The 21,409-nt window shown below is 51.6% G+C and carries 16 protein-coding genes; 10 read left to right on the top strand and 6 right to left on the bottom strand.

All coding sequences use genetic code 11. The features are described 5' to 3' along the window. Positions 1-23: 23 nt before the first annotated feature. From H164_RS0105940 to H164_RS0105915, 6 genes are all read right to left on the bottom strand, one after another. Entirely contained in the window at positions 24-524 is a 501-nt protein-coding gene (locus H164_RS0105940; protein ID WP_008564549.1) for an OmpH family outer membrane protein, read from the bottom strand. A gap of 41 nt (positions 525-565) precedes the next feature. After that, complete coding sequence (locus H164_RS0105935) at positions 566-1,105, bottom strand: OmpH family outer membrane protein (protein WP_008564548.1); 540 nt, start codon at positions 1,103-1,105, stop codon at positions 566-568. Positions 1,106-1,310: 205 nt separating this feature from the next. Further along, positions 1,311-3,944 (bottom strand): BamA/OMP85 family outer membrane protein, encoded by a 2,634-nt coding sequence (locus tag H164_RS0105930; protein ID WP_019967774.1) that lies wholly within the window; start codon positions 3,942-3,944, stop codon positions 1,311-1,313. A gap of 27 nt (positions 3,945-3,971) precedes the next feature. Then, positions 3,972-4,736, bottom strand: a complete 765-nt coding sequence (locus H164_RS0105925; RefSeq protein WP_019967773.1) for an isoprenyl transferase — start codon at positions 4,734-4,736, stop codon at positions 3,972-3,974. Positions 4,737-4,744: 8 nt separating this feature from the next. Further along, on the bottom strand, positions 4,745-5,419 hold the full coding sequence (gene porG / locus H164_RS0105920) for a type IX secretion system protein PorG (RefSeq protein ID WP_019967772.1): 675 nt from the start codon (positions 5,417-5,419) through the stop codon (positions 4,745-4,747). A gap of 9 nt (positions 5,420-5,428) precedes the next feature. Then, positions 5,429-6,811 carry a DUF6242 domain-containing protein gene (locus H164_RS0105915; RefSeq protein WP_025829679.1) on the bottom strand — a complete coding sequence of 461 codons (1,383 nt, stop codon included), beginning with the start codon at positions 6,809-6,811 and terminating at the stop codon, positions 5,429-5,431. 368 nt (positions 6,812-7,179) lie between these two features. On the opposite strand from H164_RS0105915, the gene H164_RS0105910 reads away from it, so the two are divergent. From H164_RS0105910 to H164_RS0105860, 10 genes are all read left to right on the top strand, one after another. Continuing rightward, positions 7,180-10,212, top strand: a complete 3,033-nt coding sequence (locus H164_RS0105910) for a SusC/RagA family TonB-linked outer membrane protein (protein ID WP_238315080.1) — start codon at positions 7,180-7,182, stop codon at positions 10,210-10,212. 49 nt (positions 10,213-10,261) lie between these two features. After that, positions 10,262-11,725: a RagB/SusD family nutrient uptake outer membrane protein gene (locus H164_RS0105905; protein ID WP_019967769.1), complete on the top strand. Its 1,464-nt coding sequence runs from the start codon at positions 10,262-10,264 to the stop codon at positions 11,723-11,725. A gap of 27 nt (positions 11,726-11,752) precedes the next feature. Next, positions 11,753-12,583, top strand: a complete 831-nt coding sequence (locus H164_RS0105900; protein WP_008564541.1) for a PKD domain-containing protein — start codon at positions 11,753-11,755, stop codon at positions 12,581-12,583. A 234-nt stretch (positions 12,584-12,817) separates the two neighbouring features. Continuing rightward, positions 12,818-12,973: a hypothetical protein gene (locus H164_RS15450; RefSeq protein ID WP_019967768.1), complete on the top strand. Its 156-nt coding sequence runs from the start codon at positions 12,818-12,820 to the stop codon at positions 12,971-12,973. Between the two features lie 101 nt (positions 12,974-13,074). After that, positions 13,075-13,866, top strand: coding sequence for a DeoR/GlpR family DNA-binding transcription regulator (locus tag H164_RS0105890; RefSeq protein ID WP_008564539.1), 792 nt, complete (start codon positions 13,075-13,077; stop codon positions 13,864-13,866). Between the two features lie 109 nt (positions 13,867-13,975). Further along, complete coding sequence (locus tag H164_RS0105885) at positions 13,976-14,902, top strand: glycoside hydrolase family protein (protein ID WP_025829677.1); 927 nt, start codon at positions 13,976-13,978, stop codon at positions 14,900-14,902. 79 nt (positions 14,903-14,981) lie between these two features. Beyond that, the gene (locus tag H164_RS0105880; protein WP_036872528.1) at positions 14,982-16,052 is read left to right on the top strand and encodes an SIS domain-containing protein; all 1,071 of its coding nucleotides are present in this window, start codon (positions 14,982-14,984) and stop codon (positions 16,050-16,052) included. An 8-nt stretch (positions 16,053-16,060) separates the two neighbouring features. Beyond that, positions 16,061-17,284, top strand: a complete 1,224-nt coding sequence (locus H164_RS0105875) for an MFS transporter (protein ID WP_238315078.1) — start codon at positions 16,061-16,063, stop codon at positions 17,282-17,284. Positions 17,285-17,295: 11 nt separating this feature from the next. After that, a complete protein-coding gene (locus H164_RS0105870) occupies positions 17,296-18,183 on the top strand; it encodes an ROK family protein (RefSeq protein ID WP_019967764.1) in 888 nt (295 codons plus the stop codon). Between the two features lie 427 nt (positions 18,184-18,610). Beyond that, entirely contained in the window at positions 18,611-21,400 is a 2,790-nt protein-coding gene (locus H164_RS0105860; RefSeq protein ID WP_025829676.1) for a glycoside hydrolase family 2 protein, read from the top strand. Positions 21,401-21,409 lie beyond the last annotated feature (9 nt).

Genomic DNA, 21,409 nt, shown 5'->3' with positions numbered 1-21,409 from the left:
CCACTATTGTTCTGTATCGTTAATTACTTCAGTTTGTTGAGTTGCGTCTTTACCTCGGCAGTAACGTCTTTGCTCAGGGTGTCGCTGATGTAAGGAATGCCTGAACTTACGTCCATGATGTAGACATAGCCACCGGTTTTGCCCACTTCCTTAATGGCATTGACCAGCTTTGTCGTGATGGGCTGCATCTTCTCCTGCTGTTCTTTGGACAGTGTCTGCTGGTTGTCTTGCAAAGCCTGCTGATACTTTTGGTAAAGGGTGTTGAGCTCGGCCTCCGTTTCCTGCTGTTTGGTAGCATTCATCGTAGACTTGTTCTTGTCATACTCCTGACTCTTGCGCTGGAGTTCGTCCTGCATGGCCTTGAGATCGTTCTCCATTTGCTTGGCTTTGGCTTCCATTTCGCCGCGGGCCTTAATAAACTCGGGCATCTGCGACATCACTTCCTGTGCGTTGATGTGGCCAAACTTCTGTGCAAATGTTGCCAAAGGGGCAAACATCAGCATCATTAAAATCATCTTCTTCATGTTGTTCTGAATTTTATTTGTGTTATATAATTATTTTTTGCTTACTTTCCGTAGCCCAATTTTTGCAGCACTTCATTGGAAATATCAATCCTCGGGCTACCAAAGATGATGCCTTGGTCGCTCGAACGGTCGAGAACAAGACTGTAGCCACGCAGTTCTGAGATTTCTTTCACGGCGTTGTAAATCTCTTCTTGAATAGGACTGACGAGGGCTTCGCGCTTCTTGAAGAGTTCACCTTCGGGGCCGAAGTATTTCTTTTTCAGGTCGGCTGCGGCCTTTTCCTTGTTCATAATCTGCTCTTGTTTAGCCTTTTTCTGCTCTTGTGAGAGGAAGACCGACTCGTTCTGATAGTTCTTATACATCGTGCTTGCCTCGGTATTGAGTGCTTCGACCTCGGCTTGCCATTTCTTGCTCACCTGATTCAACTGCTCATTGGCACGTTCATAGGCCGGAACATTCTTCAGAATGTACTCCATATCGATCAATGCGAACTTCTGCGCAGAGGCAGATAAAGGTAAAAAGGTAAAAAGATAAAAAGGTAAAACAAACCTTAGTACCTTTCTTAAAATCTTCTTTTCCATATCCATTTGTATTTAGTTTACTGGCAGACAAGCAGATGAGAGGACGCACCCAACCCATTCCTTCCGAGAGAAAGGAGTGAACGAACGGACAAATGGCTTGTCAATTCGAACACGTTGTCAACCATTATTCTTTTTATAAACATTATCATTGACTCGTCAACCAGTTCACTTGTTTACCCGTTTACTATCAACTCGTCAACTCTCATTAGAATTCTTGTCCCAAGATGAAGTGGAATTGGCTTCCACCTTTCTTGTTGTTCACGTTGTCCTTATCGAAACCGTAGGCCCAATCGATGCCCATCAGACCCACCATCGGCAGATAGATGCGCACACCAAGGCCGGCACTGCGCTTCATATCGAACGGATTGAAATACTTCGTGTCTGACCAAGCGTTACCAGCTTCAACAAATCCAAGACCATAGATAGTGGTATTGCCCAAGAGGAACGGATAACGAAGCTCTAAAGAGAAGCGGTCGTAGGCATAACCATTATAAGCCAGCGAACCGTTGTCGTAGCCTCGCAGTCCGATTGTCTCGTCGGCATAGCTCGAAGAAGAGCCACTCATACCGTCACCACCCACATAATAGGTCTCGAACGGTGTCTTCTTATACTTGTTATAGCTGCCCAACAAGCCCATTTCGATGCGGGTCATCAGCACGAAACACTTCTGTCCGCCACTAAGCGCGGTATAGGTACGGGCCTTGAACTTCCACTTATGATACTCCACCCAGCGATATTTCTCCTGCTGTTCGGCCGAATAGGTGGGCGAATAAGGATTCACGGCAAGGTTCTTATAGTCCTTATGGCTCCATACACTCCATGGCGGAGTGACCGTAACGCTGGCCGTGAACTCCGAACCACGGCGTGGGAAGAGCGGGTTGTCCGTTGACGTGCGGCTCAAAGAGATGCTCAAGTTCAGGTTGTTGGCTATTCCGTTGGTCATCAGGAAGTATTTCCAGTTCTTTAACTCATAGCGTTGATAAGCCAACTGTGCCGAAAGCACGAAGTAATCGTCAGGCCAACGCAACCGTTTTCCCCAACCCAAGCTGATACCATACATGCGCATGTAGGTGTCGGGGTCGTAATAGTTCTCGTAATAATTGTTGTTATAGTTGCCATAGCCGTAACCATAGCCGCCATAATAGGAATTCAGATAGTTCTGACGGTAGGCATCGTTGTAATAACTGCTCGAAACGTCGGTCATCTTGCTGAAATAGAGACCGATGCTGAACTGATTAGGCCGCTTGCCACCAAACCAATTGGTGGAATAGCTGGCATTATAGCTCTGATAATAGGTACCGTTGGTTTGTGCACCGAGGCTCAACACCTCGCCATCACCGATAGGCATGATGCCACGATGCTCCTTATTCTTTTTGAAAAGATTGGCCATGGAGAAGTTGTTGAGCTTCAAACCAATCTTACCAATGACACCAGTCTGCCCCCAACCCAAGGAAAATTCAATCTGGTCGTTGCTTTTCTGCTCCAAATTGTAGGTGATATCGACCGTTCCGTCCTCGGGATTGGGTTTCACATCAGGCTGACTGCTCTTCTCAGGGTCGAAATGTCCCATGGATTGTATCTCACGTAGCGAGCGCATCAAGGCTTCTCGTGAGAAAAGGTCGCCCGGTTTGGTGCGCAGTTCGCGACGAATTACATTCTCATACAGGCGCGTGTTGCCGTTAATTCGCACGTGACTCAGATAGGCTTGCGGCCCTTCGGTGACGCGCATCTCAAGGTCTATCGAGTCACCGTCGATGTTTACCTCGGTCGGACTGATGCTTGAGAACACATAACCATTATTATAATAGAGGTTAGCGGCTGCATCTTCGTCCCTTGAAACGCGTTTTTCGAGCAATTTCTGATTGTAGACATCGCCCTTGTTCATTCCCAAGATGTGGTTCAGCTGCTGCGTCGAGTAGACTGTATTACCCACCCAAGTGATGTTGCGCAGGTAGTATTTCCGACCTTCATCGACTTTCAGATAGATATTGACATGTTTCGGGTCGGCATTCCACACACTGTCTTTCAGAATGACGGCATCGCGGTAGCCATATTCATTGTATTTCTCGATTAAGTTCTTTTTGTCCGTCGCCCAACGTTCGGGGGTAAACTTCTTTGCTTTGAGGAACGAGCCGAGTTTTCCAGCCTCGTGCGTCTTAGCAAAGGCTCCTTTCTTTAAGAATCCGCCCTTTATCTTTGAAAGTTTCAGGGCATTGTTACCCTCAATGATGATGCTGCGCACCTTCATCTTCTGCTTCTTGTCGACAATAACATCAAGGATTACGTGACCTTTGTTAGCCACATCGTCACGCTGGTTAATGGTGATTTCTGCGTTCTTGAAGCCTTTATCGTCGAAATATTTCTTGGCTAAAATCTTTGCACGGTCAATCATGTTAGGCGTAATCTGCGAACCTTTGAGCAGTCCTAACTTGTTTTCCATGTCTTCGCGCTCGCTCTTCTTCAGTCCTTCGTAGTTGATTGTGGAGACACGTGGCCGTGTTTTCAGGGCAATATGCAGATAAATCTTTCGCCCGACGATGGAGTCGGCCGAAATACGGACATCGGAAAAGAGGCCATGACGCCAATAACGCTTCACCGCATTGGTGATGTCTGCCCCCGGAACCGTGATTTCCTGTCCCACTTGCAAGCCGGAAATGCCCGACAACATATAGTCCTCATAGCCCTCAACCCCCGAGATATTGATACCTCCAATGATACATGAGCGTGGTGTTCCGGCGTAGGATATATCGGGAAAGAGTATCTTATCCTGCGCAAAAGCAGGCACTCCATAAGTGATTCCCGCTGCCAATATGAAAAAAACTTTCTTTATAGGGTTCATTATCAAAGATGTTTCAACGCTTTATTACTATTCGGTTGCCTCGGCTTCCACCTGTGCCTCGGTCTTTCCAAACCTACGTTGCCGGTTCTGATAGCTCAGAATAGCCTTCCGAAGGTCTGCCTCACTGAAGTCGGGCCAATAGGTATCACAGAAATACAGCTCGGAATAGGCAATTTGCCACAGTAGGTAGTTGCTGATGCGCAGCTCTCCACCCGTTCTGATCAGCAAGTCGGGATCGGGCATAAAGTTGGTTTGCAGATGCTTGGCAATGAGTTCTTCCGTGATATCTGCCGGCAAAAGAGGCCGATGAGATGGGATTTTAACGTCCATTTCGTGCGCAGCGATGATGTCTTTCATTGCCTGTGTGATTTCCCAACGTGCACTATAGCTCAGAGCCACCACCATTGTCATGGCCGTATTGCCTGCCGTATGCTCCTCGGTCTCGCGAAGTTTCTGCTGAACGTCGTCGGGCAGACGCTTCACCTCGCCGATAACACGAAAGCGCACATTGTTCTTCATGAATATTTCGTCTTCAAGTGAGGTCAACACAAGCCCCATCAAAGCACTTATTTCGTCAGCCGGTCGGCTCCAATTCTCGGTGGAGAAGGTGTAGAGCGTCAGGAACTTGACACCCAACCGTGTGGCTTCCGATGTGATACGACGCACGGCATCGACCCCAGCCTGATGGCCGTAGCTGCGCGGTTGCCCTTTTTCTGAGGCCCAACGCCCGTTGCCATCCATGATGATGGCAATGTGTTCGGGTATCCGTGTCATATCCAATGAAGTGTCCATATTCTTTTTTAATCTTTATTGCAAGTTGAACATTTAGGCATGAAGCTGTAAGTCAACGTCAGTTGCAGCACGGAATAGCAGTCGGTGTTCTTGAACATTCCCGTCGAAGCAATGCCGTAAGGGTCTTTCCTACCGTCGAGTTTGTCGCTCAACGAGAAGTGCATGGCCCAGTCAAGTCCAACATTCATGCGTTCACCTATTTTATATTTAAAGCCGAGACCAAGGGGAACATTCGCCGTAAAGACTTTCTCCGCCCCACTGACATACGTTCCGCCCACTCCGATGAAGACGAAAGGAGTCAGTCGTTTGGCTCCATAATAGTCGTTGCCCGTGCCATAAGGCCAGAAGTTATATTCATATGTCAGGCCCACATCGGTCACCGAACGGTTGAAAGCATAAGCCGTACCGCCCATGAGTGGATAATACGTACCGGCATTCCTTTCGTCTCCTTTCAGCTTTCCCATCGAAACTGCAAGCCGAAATGCCATATAAGCATTCATATTACGGCGCATCATCAGTGTCACCATCGGCTGCAGGCCACGTGTCAACGACCCATTATAGTCGCCCAGATAGCCCATGAGCCCCACGCCTCCGCCTACTTCCATCAGGTATTCATCGTCGGTTTGTGCATTGATTCCAAGCGTTGAAGCCATCATCAGCAGCAAGAGCGTCATCTTTCGCATCTCGGTCTGTTACTCTTTTGCAAGCATTCCGGCAAGGTTTCCCTTCCAAACACGCCCGCTCTTTCCGGCTATCAGCCACAGATTGTGGTGTTCATCGACGGTCATGGCAAACGACGCTGCATCGCTTTCAAAGTTCTTCGGCAACGAATAGCTGTCGTTTTTCCGCCACGTAACACCCTTATCCACACTATAATGGAACTGTGCAAAGGCCTTTGCCTTGTATCCTCCGATACCTACACCGCCGAAAGCTAACAACTGACTGCCCACCTTTACCACTTGCAGATTGGTGAGTCGCGGAGTCTGATAGGGCGAAAAGCCTTGTCCGTAGTAGTTCCATGTCTGCGTGTTGTCATTCGTTCCAAGCAATCGCCCCCACACCATACCACTGTCATCGACATAGTTTGACGGGCGAATACCTGTCAACACGAGGTTGTAAACGCCGGCGTTCACTTTTGAAGCGAAGCCGAACAAGCGCACGTTCTGTGTGGGCAGATAGCCCGTTTCGGCACCCATGGCGTCACTCTTCCATGTAGTTCCGCCATCTTCAGACAGCAGAACGCTTCCTTCAGTGACACCATATATAATATTGTTGTAGCCACCGGCCAATTGTTTCAGTGCGACATTGCCCCTATACTCCCATGTAATACCGTCTTGACTGCGCAGTACACGGCCATTGCTGTAGGTATAAAGATAGCCATTCAGCGCCATCAAGTTGGCGTAAGCCTGCCCGTCGAGCGTTACATTTGGGGCCAGTTGCTGCCAACCGGCTACGTTATTATCGGCCGTAGCATAGAGTTTGACCGTGCTTCCTTCGTTTCCCATCACGTAGACTTTGCTGTTCAAGGCCACGGCTTTCATTGCTGTAAGGGCACCCAAACGTGCATCTTGCCCACTGACGCGATGCCAAGCGAACACGCCTTCGGCCACTTTTCTGACGTTTACCGTCACCTTGTAACTGCAATAGGCTCCTTCACGATTGTAAACACGGAATTCCCGCGGCTTAGAGAAGTCGACAGAATCTTTCGTTGTATAGTAGTGAAGTGTGTCAGACGTAAGACTTTTATAAACAACCGTACCGCCGTTCTTTGCCGAAATCGTGCACAATACCTTTCGTGCATCGGTACCATAGGGCAAAGAATCAACATTATAGATTTCGTGCTTGAGTTGGTCGATATAGAATTTATAGCCACTTGCCGTCAATTTGTCCTGATAAGTGGAGTCCTTTCCAGCTTTCGTCTTGACGTGTTTGGTTTGTTTCAGTGTGTTCAGAGAGAAAGCCGTAATGGCCGTATCAGCATAGTTTGTCTGGTCGTCATCGTTACTTTTCAAGCATGATGTAAAAACAAAAACAGCTGAAAACAGCAGTACTGAAGATAATAGCTTCCTTTCCATTCACACAATTTTATGTTGTTTAATCCGAAGAGACACCCTGTCTCACAGGTTTTTGCCTGCAAATTTAAGTAGAATTCCGCAAATAGACCGCTATTCCTACCCATTATTATGTAAAATAATGAATATTCCGTGGTTTTTTAAGTTTGTTTTACATAGAGAAATTGTTCTGACAACGAGTCGCATAAATGGATTTAGTATCATCATTTAACAACTCATACATATTAACAATAGCGGTTTTTCTATGTAAATAATGTTAATTAATAGATAGAATACAAGCAAATGAATTTCGTTTACTTTCTTTTTATTATCTTTGTGATTGAAAATAACCTATATACATTAATATCATTACTGCTATGAGACCAAAAAGAATGAGATTCTTGATGTTGTTCATGCTCTCCTTTATACCTATTTATATAATAGGACAGACTGGAGGAGAACGGACAATTGCAGGCGTTGTATTGGATGCCGAAACAAGTGAGCCGTTAATAGGCGTAACCGTACGCTCTCCAAAGAGTGGAACGGGGGTGACGACCGACCTGAACGGGAAGTTTGTCATCAAGGTTCTGCCCAACGATTCCACGCTATCTTTCTCTTATATAGGCTACTCTCCCAAGCACGTAAGCGTGGTGGGAAAGAGCCGGTTGAGTATTTTACTCTCGGAAATAGCCAATTCTGTGGGCGAAGTTGTCGTCGTTGGTTACGGAACACAGAAGAAAGAAGACCTCACGGGAGCCATTTCCGTAGTGGATATGAAAGAGGTGAATAAACTTTCGGCATCGACATTGAGCCATGCTTTGCAGGGACAAGTGGCCGGAGTTGACGTGACGAGCTTCTCAGGGTCGCCCGGTTCGGGTATCACGGTACGCGTGCGAGGCATCGGAACACTGAATGATTCCGACCCGTTATTCGTGGTCGACGGCATGATGGTGGGCGATATCAACTTCTTAAATACGGGCGACATCGAGTCGGTTCAGGTACTGAAAGACGCTTCGGCCACGGCTATCTACGGCTCGCGCGGTGCAAACGGCGTTATCATCATCACCACAAAGAAAGGCAATACGGGCAAGGCCACCATCAATCTGTCAGCCTATTATGGCGTTCAGAACGTGTGGAAGTCGAACAATATGTGCGACGGTCCGACGTGGGGCATGCTACGAAACGAGATGTCGGCAGGCCTTGGCGGTGGCACGCTCATAGAGGACACGCGCACATTGCCCACGGTTGACTACTTCGATGCCATTCTTCACAAGGATGCACCGGTGAAGAATGCCGACCTATCCATATCGGGTGGCAACGAAAAAGGAACGTATTTCTTGAGCTTGAACGGCTTTAGTCAAGACGGAATCATCAAGAAGACGACCTTTGATCGCGTCACCTTGCGTGCCAACGGCGACTTCAAGGCCAACTCATGGCTCACGGTCGGCGAGAACATCACACTGATTCGTACGAACCACAAAGGTGGAATTGAGAACGACGAGTGGACAAGTCCGATCATGACCACCTATACCCGCGACCCGATTACACCCATCCGCAATGAGGACGGCAGCTTCACAAAGTCCACGTTCAGCGACATTTGGAACCCGTTGGCAACCATCGAGTACAACAATCCCAAGAATACCGCCTACCGGGTGCTGGCAAATATCTATGGAGAAATCAATTTCTTAAAGAACTTTAAGTTCCGTTCTGCCTACTCAACCGAGTATACCAACAACGAATTTTCAAGCTATATACCGGTTTATTACGTATTCTCTGCACAGCAGAATCCCAATGTGAACTCGCTGACAAACTACACCTACAGCACTTATGTGAGGCAGTTCACCAACACGTTGACCTACGACAAGAAGCTGAAAGAGCACACGTTCTCGGCTATGTTGGGCTGCGAAACGTATGCTGTCACCTACAGAAAGCTCCAAGCTTCAGCGAAAGACGTTCCCAGTAACGACCCACGTGTGATGCATATCGATAACGCCCGCACGAAAGACAACGCCGCTGCGGCCCAAGGAATGACCACGGAAAGTAAGCAGGCTTCGGGCTTTGCCCGCCTAAACTACAACTTCTTGGAACGCTATCTCCTGACGGCTAACGTGCGAATGGACGGTTCTTCGAAGTTCGTAAGAGGGCATCGGTGGGGCACGTTCCCCTCAGTTTCTGTCGGATGGCGCATCACCGAGGAACCTTTTATGAAGAAAGTAAAGGTGCTGAACAACCTGAAACTCCGCTTAGGTTGGGGACAAATCGGTAACGAAGGCAGTGTCGATGCCTATTCATATGCCACGTTTGCCTCCGCCGGTTCCAACTATTTGTTCGGCGGAACCTTTGCACCGGGCTTCAGTTTCAACAGCACCGGCAACCCTGAACTGAAGTGGGAAAAGACCACAACGACGAACATCGGTCTCGACTTTGGCTTCTTCAACAGCAAGCTCAGCGGCACAATAGAGTTCTTCAACAAGGTGACAAGCGACATGTTGCTGCGTGTTCCCGTTCCCGGACAGACGGGAATCAGCGAGCCGCCTTTCCAGAATGCAGGCAAGATGCGCAACCGTGGCTTGGAGATTTCGCTGCAATATAAGAACTACGACCACCCTGTGGGCTACTCCGTCGGGGCAAACTTCACCACAATTCAGAACCGTGTGCTCAGTTTGGGAGCTAACAATGCCTACATCGAAGGGGCTTCTTTCATGAATACGGTACATCTTACGCGCACCGCAGTGGGCAAACCTATCGCACAGTTCTACGGACTGAAGACCGACGGACTGTTCCAAAACTGGGACGAAGTGCATGCACAGACGGCACAGAAGAACGTTGCTCCGGGTGATGTGCGCTACAAATTGGTGAACAAGGAGAACCTTTTCAGCAGCGAGAACTACACTTATTTGGGAAGTCCGCTGCCCAAGTTCAGCTACTCCGTCAACGGTGCCGTGAGTTATAAAGGCTTCGATTTGAGCGTAGCCTTGCAAGGTGTCTACGGCAACAAGATTTATAACGGCCCGTCAACCTATACCCGTTCGACGCAAAACCTCACCTATAACTACTCCCGCGACATGACAAAGCGTTGGAGAGGAGAGGGAACACAGACCGACGCCCGCTATCCTCGCTTGGGAGGATTGGACGCCAACAACTCCATTCTCCAGTCCGATCGCTACTTGGAAGACGGTTCTTACCTGCGCATTAAGATGGTACAGCTCGGCTATGCCGTGCCCGCCGCACTCACGGCAAAGGCAGGTATCAAGTCGGCCCGCGTCTATCTCAACGCACAGAACCTTTATACCTTCACGAAATACACGGGACTCGACCCCGAAATCGGCATGAAAGGCGGCGAAGACCCGTTGGATATCGGTGTAGACCGCGGCTATTATCCTATGCCACGCCTGTACAGCATCGGATTGAATGTGACCTTCTAAAGGAGAATACGTCATGCAACACAATAAAACAATCTAAAACAACACAGCAATGAAAAGATATTTAACCTACGTGCTCTCGTTTGCACTCCTTGGCTTCACCTCGTGCGAAGGCTTTTTGGACACCGACGTGCCGAGCATCGACCAACATACGTTCTTCTCCGGCGAACAAACCGCCTATAGTGCATTGGTCGGCATCTACGATCCGGCCGGTTGGATGGAATATATTCAGTTTCTTGACTGGGCCATCGGCGACGTTGTGTCTGACGATGCCACGAAAGGCGGAGGCGGCGACAGCGACCAACCGCAGATTTATGACCTCGAACACTTCCGTGCCACACCCGAAATGGCAACGCTTTCCACTGTATGGGAGCAGAACTATGAGGGCATCAACCGCGCCAACCGACTGATTGAAGGCCTCAAAGACAACACGGCCGTCAAGGAAGATGTGCGCAAACGCTTCATAGCCGAGGCTCGTTTCATGCGCGGCTACTACTACTTCTGCCTGATAAAGGTATTCGGTGCCGTGCCCATCGTAGACCATATCCTCGCCCCTTCCGAATACAAAGGCCCAAGAAACACACTGGAACAGTGCTGGACCTTCGTAGAAAACGACTTCAAGGCGGCCATGGAAGGACTGCCACACAAGAAGGCCATGCCGGCTACAGAGCTCGGACGGGCCACATGGGGAGCAGCTGCAGCCTTCCTCACCAAGGCTTATATCTTCCAAGCCAAGTGGAAACCAGCTGAAGCGCAGGCCAAAGCAATCGTGGCTTCGGGCGACTACGACCTGCAACCCAACTACGGCGACCTCTTCACGATAGCCACCGACAACGGCATCGAGTCGGTATTCGACATCCAACTCAAGGACTTCAAGATGACGCAGTGGGGCGACGAAAACGAAGGAAGCATGCTCGAAATCTATCAGCGCAGCCGCGACGATCGCAACGGCGGCTGGGGCTTCGACCAACCCACGCAGAGTCTGTACGACGAGTTCGAGCCGGGAGATATCCGACGCGAGTGGACCATCATCAAAAACGGCGACGTGCTTTGGCAAGGGACGGCAGACGAGGAGACCATCTACACCAACTACGACCCCGTTCACAACCCCGATGCACCGCGCATCGGCTACTGTAAGCGCAAAGGAACGCTACCCAAGAGCCAACGTCCTGACATGACCGACGCTGCCAGCCTCAACGTGCGCGTCATTCGCTTTGCCGACGTGCTCCTGTGGCAGGCCGAGGCCGCCGTTCACAACAACAGCGACTGGCAGACACCGCTCAACCACGTGCGGGCAAGAGTGGGATTGGGCGAAAGTCCCTACAAGGCCGACCCGCTCAAAGCCGTCTATCACGAGCGACGCGTGGAGCTTGCCTTGGAGAGTCACCGCTATTGGGACTTGGTGCGCACGGGACGCGGCTCGCTCATGGAGGGCTACACCGACAGCAAGCGTTACTTCCCGATACCGCAGAAGGAAATTAACCTCAATCCCAACTTGAAACAGAACCCTTATTGACGCACATCAACTTAAAACCAAACGACAATGAAAAAGCATATCTACCCGGCTGCCGCCCTTATCACGCTGCTGGCAGCCTGCGAACCGCAGCAGATGGAGACGCGAGAGATGGGCCCCGGGCCTGCGAACGCACGCATTGAGACGAAGGCCACCGACCCCTATAACCCCGTGTTCACGGCAAAGGCCGACCGAGGTTACATCTTCCACTGGGACATGGGCAACGGACAGACCATCGCACCCGGCGCAAACTCCGCCACTTCCTACTATCCCTTTGCCGGCACCTACACCGTGGGCGTGACCATATACGGCGAAGGTGCGCAGGAAACCTCGGCCGAAACCACCTACAAGGTGGCGAAGACCGACCCCACCATAGCCAACAAACCCGTGTGGAAAGAGCTGACGGGTGGCGGAGCGGGACGCACGTGGGTCTATAACACCAACCCCTTGACCGGCTCGCCCGACTACTGTTACCAGACGACGGGCGACCTCGTGAACTATCCCGACAACTGGATGCCCTCGGCAAGTTGGGGACAGTGCGACCGCATCACGCCCGACATCAACGGCGAAATGACGTTCGACCTCGACGGCGGCATCAACTTCACCTATCATCATGTGGCAGGAGACGCCGGCGTGAAGGGCACTTTCATTCTCGACACCGAGAAGATGACGCTCACGGTGAAGAATCCTTTCATTCTCGACCACAATGCTGCCTGCACCAACTCGGCCGCTGCGGCCACGGGCGTCTACCAAATCAAGAAGCTCACCGACGACGAACTGGTGCTTTGGCAGCTGCAAAAGGCTCCCACGACGCCCGGCTCGGGCGAAGGTTGGGGCTGGAGTTTCAAGCGCAAACCCTGAGCGTCGCGGGCCAAAAGCACCCGTCGCCGCCTTCCTAACGGGCCGATCTCGGTTGTCCTTATAGGAATACCGTCATCGAATAAGGCTGATGCAAGGGGCCGAGATACTTGATGTATCGAATTATCAGCATGCAGAGAAATATTTATCAGCATGCAGAGAAATTCGTCTCAGCGTGCAGAGAAATATTTATCAGCGTGCAGATAATTCGCAATGCCAAGTATCTCTCCGATAAGAATGACGGTATCAGGAGGCAAGGACAGCTATAAGCATCAGCCGACACAGGGCACTGTGGACCCGTTCTACAGCCCTTTGCCATCGGCCTCGGGCCAAACAAGACAAGCGATCTTTCACACTTTGGACGACAACGAGACCCACCTTTCGGGCCGGTAAGACTGCCGGCGGCATGCAGGAACCGAAAATCAAGGGGCAAAAAGAAACGAAAGTAAACGGAATTTCGTACTTTTGCACTACAGACTTAATCAGATTTCAGCATGGAACAACAGAAAGGAACGACAGAGAACGTGCTCTTCCAAGAAGAGCGGCTGGGAAAGATCATCGCATTGCTCGAGAAAGAGGGACGCTTGGTGACCAAAGACTTGGTCGATACGCTGGGGGCCACGCCCGTGACGCTGCGCAAGGATTTGCTGTTGCTTGAGAAGCGCGGCCTGCTCAAGCGCACGCACGGCGGAGCCGTCAAGGTGAAGCAGCTCTATCCGGGCCTTGCGCTCAACGAAAAGGAGAAGATCAACCTCGAAGAGAAGATGCGCATCGTGCGCAAGGCTGCGGCTTTCATCTCTGAAGGCGACACGATTATCCTCGATGCGGGCTCCACAACGAGTCTGCTGGCCAAGGAAATCAAGGGCTTCAAGCGGCTGGTAGTGATCACGAATGCGCTGAACATCGCCACCGAACTGAGCAACACTTCCATCGAGGTTATCATGGTTGGCGGCAGTCTGTTGAAGAAAGCGGCTACGCTCGTGGGCCCTTTGGCCGACGAAGCCCTGCGCCGTGTGTCGGCCGACAAGCTCTTCATGGGCGTCGACGGCGTTGACTTTAGGGTTGGACTCACCACGCCCGACATCAACGAAGCCAAGACGAGCCGGGTGATGATGGAGGCCGCAGGCGAGGTGTTCCTGCTGGTTGACTCCTCGAAGTTCGGGCGGCGGAGTCTCGGTGTCATTTCCGATGTGAAGCACATCGACAAGCTCATCACCACGAAACGGTTCACCGACGAGGAGTTCCGCTCGCTTCTGACCGACAAAGTGGAGGTGTACATGGTGTAAAGTCTGCACGCAGGAAGCTCATACGAGTAAGGTTCGTGTTGCTTTCTTCATGGCTTGTCGGGGTGGCTTGGTAAGAAGAAACATTCATAACACATAAAAACAAGAAAGTATGAGAACAAAGAAATCATTCATTGCATTGAGCTTGTTCGCGGCATTGAGCGTCAATGCTTTCGGACAGCGTAACGTTTACCCGCAAGCCGCCGATGACCAGCTGGTCATTCAAGGCGACAAATGCGGCTGGGATGCCGGCACCGTGCACACCTTCTCGGTGGTTGAGGCCAACAAGGACGGCTACAAGTATTGGGGCTACTATGGCCTTGACCACTATGAGAACGATGTTCACCTGCGAAAGGCGGGCCTCGTGCGCAGCAACAACCTACTCGATTGGGTGAAATATGAGGGTAATCCCATCATCGCCTCCAATTGCCGGTGGCCGACGGTGGTGATGAGCAACGGTAAGTTCTATATGTTCTATGCCGAATACAAAGGCCCGAACAAAGACAGTCGCATCATGATGGCCGAGAGCGACAATGGTATCGACTTCGACAACAAGCGTGTCGTGGTGCCTTATGCCGACGGTCAGCAGAACCAGAACCCTTTTATCTACTTCAACAAGAACGACGGTTTCTTCTACCTTTTCTATTATAACGGAACGGAACAGGCCAAGAGCAATCAGTATTGGAGTGTGCTCGTCAAGAAAAGCAAGAACGTGGCCGACCTACCTAACCAGAAACCCTACACGGTCGTGTCTTCCGACAAGACCTTGGCCGCTCCTTCGGTGGCCTATTATGACGGCACTTACTATCTGTTGGTAGAGGAATTCAGCGACGATACCCACACGAAATGGGTCACGAACGCCTTCTCTTCGAAGGAAGTGGACCGTGGCTACAAGCGCGTCAGCAACAATCCTGTGTTGTATAAGAACGACGCCTGCGCTTTCCAATACGTACTCGACAACCATCTTTACGTGACTTATTCACATTGCATCGACCTTTCAAAGGGTCAATGGGTGCTGCGTATGATGAAAGCGAAATAGGTATTTCATGATAATTGACTGGCCTGTGTCGGGAGACACGGGCGGTTTCTCAACGTTATAAACCCAATCCAAACACATTATGAATATGACAAAGAATCAGTTTCTCACAGAGATAATGGAGCAGCCCGCCGCCATCGGGAACATCATTGCGTTCTATTCGGGCACAGAAGGCATGGCCCTGCTGGCGAAAATCAAGGAGACCATCGCACAACGTGCCATCAGTCGCGTGATATTCACGGGCATGGGCAGTTCGTTCTTCATCTCCTTTGCGGCCGCCAACCTCTTCAATCAGCTCGGCATTCACGCCATGTACATCAACACGAGCGAGTTGTTGCACTACAACCTCAGCCTGCTCGACGAGCCCACACTGCTGGTTTGTTCCTCGCAGTCGGGCGAAAGCTACGAGATAAAGGAAATCCTTGAGCATCTGCCTGCCACGGTTTTCTGCGCAGGCATCGTCAACGAGGAAGACAGCGCACTGGCCAAGAAGGCCGACGTTGCCCTGCTTTGCAAGGGAGGAAAGGAGGAGATGACCTCCACGAAGACCTATGTCGTGACTTCACTTGCAGCTTATATCCTCGGTTTATACCTCACCGGGAAGTGGAACGAGGCCGCCATCGCACGCCTTCATGCGCTGCAACGTCAGTTCGAAGACACGCTTTCGGGCTATGAAGCATGGCTCGACAAAGGCTTGAACTTCCTCGGCGACATCACAACCTTGCAGATCATCGCCCGCGGTCCGGCCTACTCCACGGCCAGCCAAAGCGCCCTCATGTTCAAAGAAGCCACGCACATCGCCGCAACGGGCATCTTGGGCGGCGAGTTCCGCCATGGTCCTATGGAGATGGTGAGCCAAGGCTTCAAGTCGATATTGTTCGCTTCAGAAGGAAAAACACTGGAGCAAAGCCTGAAAATGGCCGAAGACATCACGCGGTTCGGCGGCAAGGTGTGGCTCATAACGAATGCAAAGGCCGCGCTGAACAGGCAAAGTGAGCACATCGTCCCGGTGTATATCGACGAGCAAGACGAGTTCCTTTTCTCCATACAGAGCATTATTCCCGTACAACTCTTCATCGATGCGTATGCCAAACGCCACGGTTTCGAGGCCGGAAGCTTCTCGCGTGGCGCCAAAGTAACGATAACCGAATGAGCAATCCCATGGTACGAAGCGAAAAGAAACATTCCTTTCTGCTGGTTGTCACCACGTTGATGTATGTGATATTCGGGCTGCTCACGTCAGTTATCGGCGTGGTCATCGACCGTTTTCAGACCGAATACAACGTCTCGTTGGCCGTGGCAGCCCTCCTGCCCCTTGCCTTTTTCCTCGCCTACGGACTCACTTCCATTCCCTTCGGCATGCTGATGGACCGGCGAGGTGCCAAACTTGTGCTGCTCACGGGTACGGGTTTGATGGCTGCGGGAGCCTTATTGTGCTACTTCAGCGACAACTATGTGGCCGTCATCGTCTCCGTTTTCCTCATCGGGATAGGCGTCACGGCCGTTCAGATAGCCGGAAATCCGTTTATCCGCGTGCTCGATGCGCCGTCAAGATACACGGCCAACCTCACCATGGTCATCGGCATCGGGGCCTTAGGCTACGCCTTGAGTCCGCTTATCGTACCGGTGTTGCAGTCTAACGGCTGCTCATGGAAGACCATTTATCTGCTCATCGCCATCGTCTGCATCGCCATTCTGCTCATCGTGGCCTTTGCCCAATTCCCCGAAGCCAAGGCCGGCGAGGAAGAACGACTCGACCTTTCGCGGCTATGGACGCTGTTCCGCCACCCGATTGTCTGCACTTATGGTCTCGGCATCTTCCTTTATGTGGGAGCCGAAGTGGGCGTTTCGTCCTACATCATCACCTTTATGAACGAGGTGCATCACCTTGACAACGCGCAATCCTTTTGGGGCGAAGCGTCCTTTCTCTACCGGATTTTCCCCTCGAAGACGGCATTAATCGTCGCATTGTTCTGGCTGTTGCAGGCCGTGGGCCGCATGGTGGCCTCGTTCCTGATGCGTTTCGTCAGCGAAAGGCGCATCTTCATCTTCCACAGTGCCTGCACGGTCATCGCACTTTTATGCGCCATCGCGGGCAACGAGACCGTTTCGCTCGTGGCGTTTGCCCTGACCGGCTACTTCACCTGCGTCTCCTTCACCTCCGTTTTCAGTGCCGTCATCAACAGTTTCGACCGCGACCACGGCATGATTTCGGGCCTTTTGGGCACGGCAATCGTGGGCGGTGCGCTCATAGGTTGGCTCGTCGGGAGCGTCGGAAACCGTTGGGGAATGGTTGCCGGCATGGCAGTCAACGTGCCGGCCTTCCTTTATGTGTTCGCACTTTCGGTGTGGGGAAAGGGCCGGTTAGATGTCAATGACAATTAATTCTCAAACGAATGGAAAAAGAAATCATCATAGGAGTAGACCTCGGTGGCACGAAAATCATGACAGGGGCCATCGACCAACAGGGCAACGTGATAGGAACGCCCGTCAAAGTGGCCACGGAAGGCACACGACCCAAGGAAGTTATCCTCGACAAAATCATGGCCTCTATCCGGCAAGTGATACGCGACAACGACCTCGACCCGGCCCGATTGCGGGGCATCGGCGTGGGATCTACGGGCCCACTCGACAGCGACAAGGGCCTCATTCTCGAATGTCCGCAGCTGCCCACACTGCACTTCTTCCCCTTGCGCGACGCATTGAGCCGGGAGTTCGGCCTGCCCGTGGCACTCAACAACGATGCCAACTGCCTTATTCTGGGCGAGGCTCGCTTCGGAGCCGGCCGCGGTAAGCAGCGCATTGCAGGCTTCACGCTCGGCACGGGCATCGGGTGTGCACTCGTATTCGATGGGAAGATATGGAACGGAGCAACGGGAACGGCTGGCGAAATCTGGTGTTCGCCCTACGCAGACGGCATCATCGAGGACTTTATCTCAGGGCATGGCGTCGCCAACATCTACCGTTCTGTTTCGGAAAAAGAGGCATCTTCGCTCGACGTATTCAGGCTTGCCGAGCAGGGCGACCAAGAGGCTTTGACCACATGGGAGAGCTTCGGGCGGCATCTGGCCGTGCCCTTGGCATGGACCATCAACCTCATTGATCCCGAAACCGTTATCTTGGGCGGCTCAATCGCTGCGGCCTACCGCTACTTCGGCCCCGCGATGGAGGCGCAACTCCGGCAGAACATCTGTCCCGTTCCGGCCAAGCAGACGCGCGTCGTGCTGTCGATGCTGGGCGATAATGCCGGCTTTGTGGGTGCAGCCTGCTTGATGCTGGAATGAAGAACCGGCACGCTCGGCACGCAATCTTAGCCATTTTGGTCTGCAATCTCAGCCATTTCACACGCTAATATCAGCCATTTTACGCGCTGAAATGACCCATATTGCCCGACAAAATGAGCCTTATTGCGACACGGAATAAATTTCCTTGCGGGAGGAAGAAAATTTCTTTGCGGGAAGAAATAAATTTTCATACGGGAAGAAATAAATTTCTTTGCGGGAGAAAATAAATTTATATACGGGAGAAAATTTCACGGCATACGGGAGAAAATAAATTTCCTTGCGGGAGAAAATTCCATGGGTCGCCGTGCAACGTCAACCATCACGCAAGCCGACACGCCTCATCCCGCAACGCACGCTGGCGGAGAACGGCACAAAGTCCGAACGAACGAACAAAACAATAAAAGCAATAACAACGAAAAACGATACAATGAAGAAAACCATTTCAACTATCTTTGCCCTCGCGGCATTGGCCGTTATGCCGGCAAATGCCTCGGACGAGAAGCAAATGCTCACGGATTGGGAACTGAAATCCGCCGTGCAGGTGAAGCAAGGTGGCGGAATGCTCTCGCTTTCCTCCTATAAAACCAACCGCTGGATCAAGGCGAAAGTGCCCACGAGTGTGCTGGGGGCGCTCGTCAAGGCGGGTGTTTATCCCGACCCACACTTCGATTTGAACGACCTAAAGATACCCGATGCGTCGGACGATTTGAACCGACGTCTGGGCCTGAGCAAGTACAGTTACATCAAAGGTACGCCCAATCCGTTCAAGCATCCCTATTGGTTCCGCACGAAGTTCCGCATTCCGGCCAACCGGAAAGGGCGGCGTGCGTGGCTCAACTTCGATGGTATCAACTACAGAGCCGACGTTTGGGTGAACGGAAAGCAGGTGGCCGACCACCGCGAGATGGCCGGAATGTTCCTCAGGTTCAAGTATGATGTGACGCGATTCGTGTCAGCTGACCGAGAGAACACGGTGGCCGTGAAAATCTATCAGGTAGACAATGTGGGCACACCGTCGCCGGGTTACCTCTTCGAACCGTTCGGACAAGGACGCGGACAGGGTGCCGAGATATTCCGAGACGTTACGTTGAAGTTCATGGCCGGCTGGGATTGCTCGCCCGTCGTGCGCGACCGCAACATGGGAATGTATCAGAATGTTTACCTTTCCTACACGGACGACGTGAAGATAGAGCACCCTTACGTGGTCACCGACCTGCAACTGCCCGACACGACGAATGCTTTCGTCACCGTTTCGGCCGAACTTCGCAACGCAGGGACGACCGTTCGGCGGGGCATTCTGCGTGGAACCATCGACTTGGAAAAGGAGATTGACTTCTGTACATACAGGAAACTGATGCCCGGAAGCATGAAAACTGTGGTGTTTGAACGTGAGGTTGAGGTGCCTGCAGGCCGCAGTATTACGGTGTCGTTCACGCCAAAAGACTACGCACAACTGCACATTCGGCGGCCTTATCTGTGGTGGCCTAACGGCTATGGCATGCAATATCTGCACCGACTGAAGCTCACTTTCGAGGCCGACGGCAGGGTTTCTGACACGCAGACCACCACGTTTGGTATCCGTAAAATAACGTCTACGCTGAAAGAACGCGATGGCGAACACGGCCGAATCTTTTGGGTAAACGGCAAAAGGATATTCAGTCGGGGCGGCTTTATCCAGCCCGATATGCTCTTAGACATGAACCGAAAGCGCATGTATGACGAGGCTCGGCTCCTTGCCGCAGCCGGCGTGAACATGATTGCCAATGAAGACATGCCCTCGCCTCCTGAAGAAGTGATGGAAACCTACGACAAATACGGCCTCTTGATGTGGGAGGTTTTCTTCCAATGTTGGACAAGTTACCCCGGAACGGAGACCTTTAAGAACCCCACGGACACCAAGTTGGCACTGCGAAACATGTATGATGTGGTGAAAAGATACCGCAACCACCCGAGCTTGGTGCTGTGGTGTATGCAGATAGAAACCATCGTTCGCGAAGAGCTTTACGTGCCTTTGCGACAGTATATCCGCGAGAACGACCCCACACGTCCGTTCATTGCGACGTCGAGTCACGGCTGGAATGTGGAAGAAACGCCGTATATCAAGCCCGATTTGCCCACCGGAATGACCGACGAGAACGCTCCTGACTACACATGGTACCCACATCCCTACTATTATGAGAAGGTATTGGAGGTGAAAGACCAGATGTTTCGCAACGAGATGGGCGTGCCTGCCGTCTCAACCTTGGCCAGCATGAAGAAGTATATCTATGATTTGGGCAAGGGAGAGAAGCGGGGTTACTACCCGTTGGACAAGGTGTGGGCCTACCACGACGCTTGGGATTCCATCTGTTGTCCGCCAGAAAGCTACGCCTACAAGCCTTATGACGACGCTATTCGCCGCCAGTTCGGACAGCCACAAAGCGCAGAAGACTACATCAGATGGGCGCAATACATCAACGCGGGCAGCTATCGTGCGATGTATGAAGCCGCAAATCATCGCATGTGGGACATTACAACTGGAGTCATGTTGTGGAAACTTAACGCCACATGGCCGCAGGTTTTGTGGCAGATTTACGACTGGTTCCTCAATCCGAATGCGGGATATTACTACGCAAAGAAGGCCTTGGAGCCGTTGCATATCCAGATGAACGAACACAACCGCATGGTGGCTGTCATCAATACCCAGCATCGTTCGCACGAAGAACTCACGGCCGACGTGCGCCTCTATGACTTCAATATGAACGTTGCATGGCAGAAACAGCAACCGCTTTCCATCGGAGAAGACCGCTATCAAGAGCTGTTCAACATTCCACAACCCGACAGAATAACTCCCGTTTACTTTGCCCGTCTGCTCCTGAAAGACAAAAACGGCCGGGTGGTTTCAGAGAACTTCTATTGGCTTTCGGCCGACGGAAAGAACGATTTCCGGCCAATTACGCGCATGCCGAAAGTGGAATTGCAACTCACTTCCACTACAATGACGAAAGATGGTGACGTCATTATGAAGGTCAATGTCAAGAACCCTACCGACCGACTTGCCTTTATGCACCGCCTTATCATCACCAAAGGAGAGGGCGGAGAAGAGGTTTTGCCGACCTTCTGGAGCGACAATTTCCTCACCATCTTCCCCGGTGAGACGCGTGAAGTGACGGCAACTTTCGCCCGGAAAGACCTGAACGGCACCACACCCGTGCTGAAGTTAGACCGCGACCAATAACAAATCCAT

The sequence above is a fragment of the Segatella maculosa DSM 19339 = JCM 15638 genome, assembly GCF_000382385.1.
In the GTDB taxonomy this organism is placed as follows: domain Bacteria; phylum Bacteroidota; class Bacteroidia; order Bacteroidales; family Bacteroidaceae; genus Prevotella; species Prevotella maculosa.
Note: the sequence above shows the minus strand (reverse complement) of the source record. Positions and strands in the feature narration are given on the sequence as shown.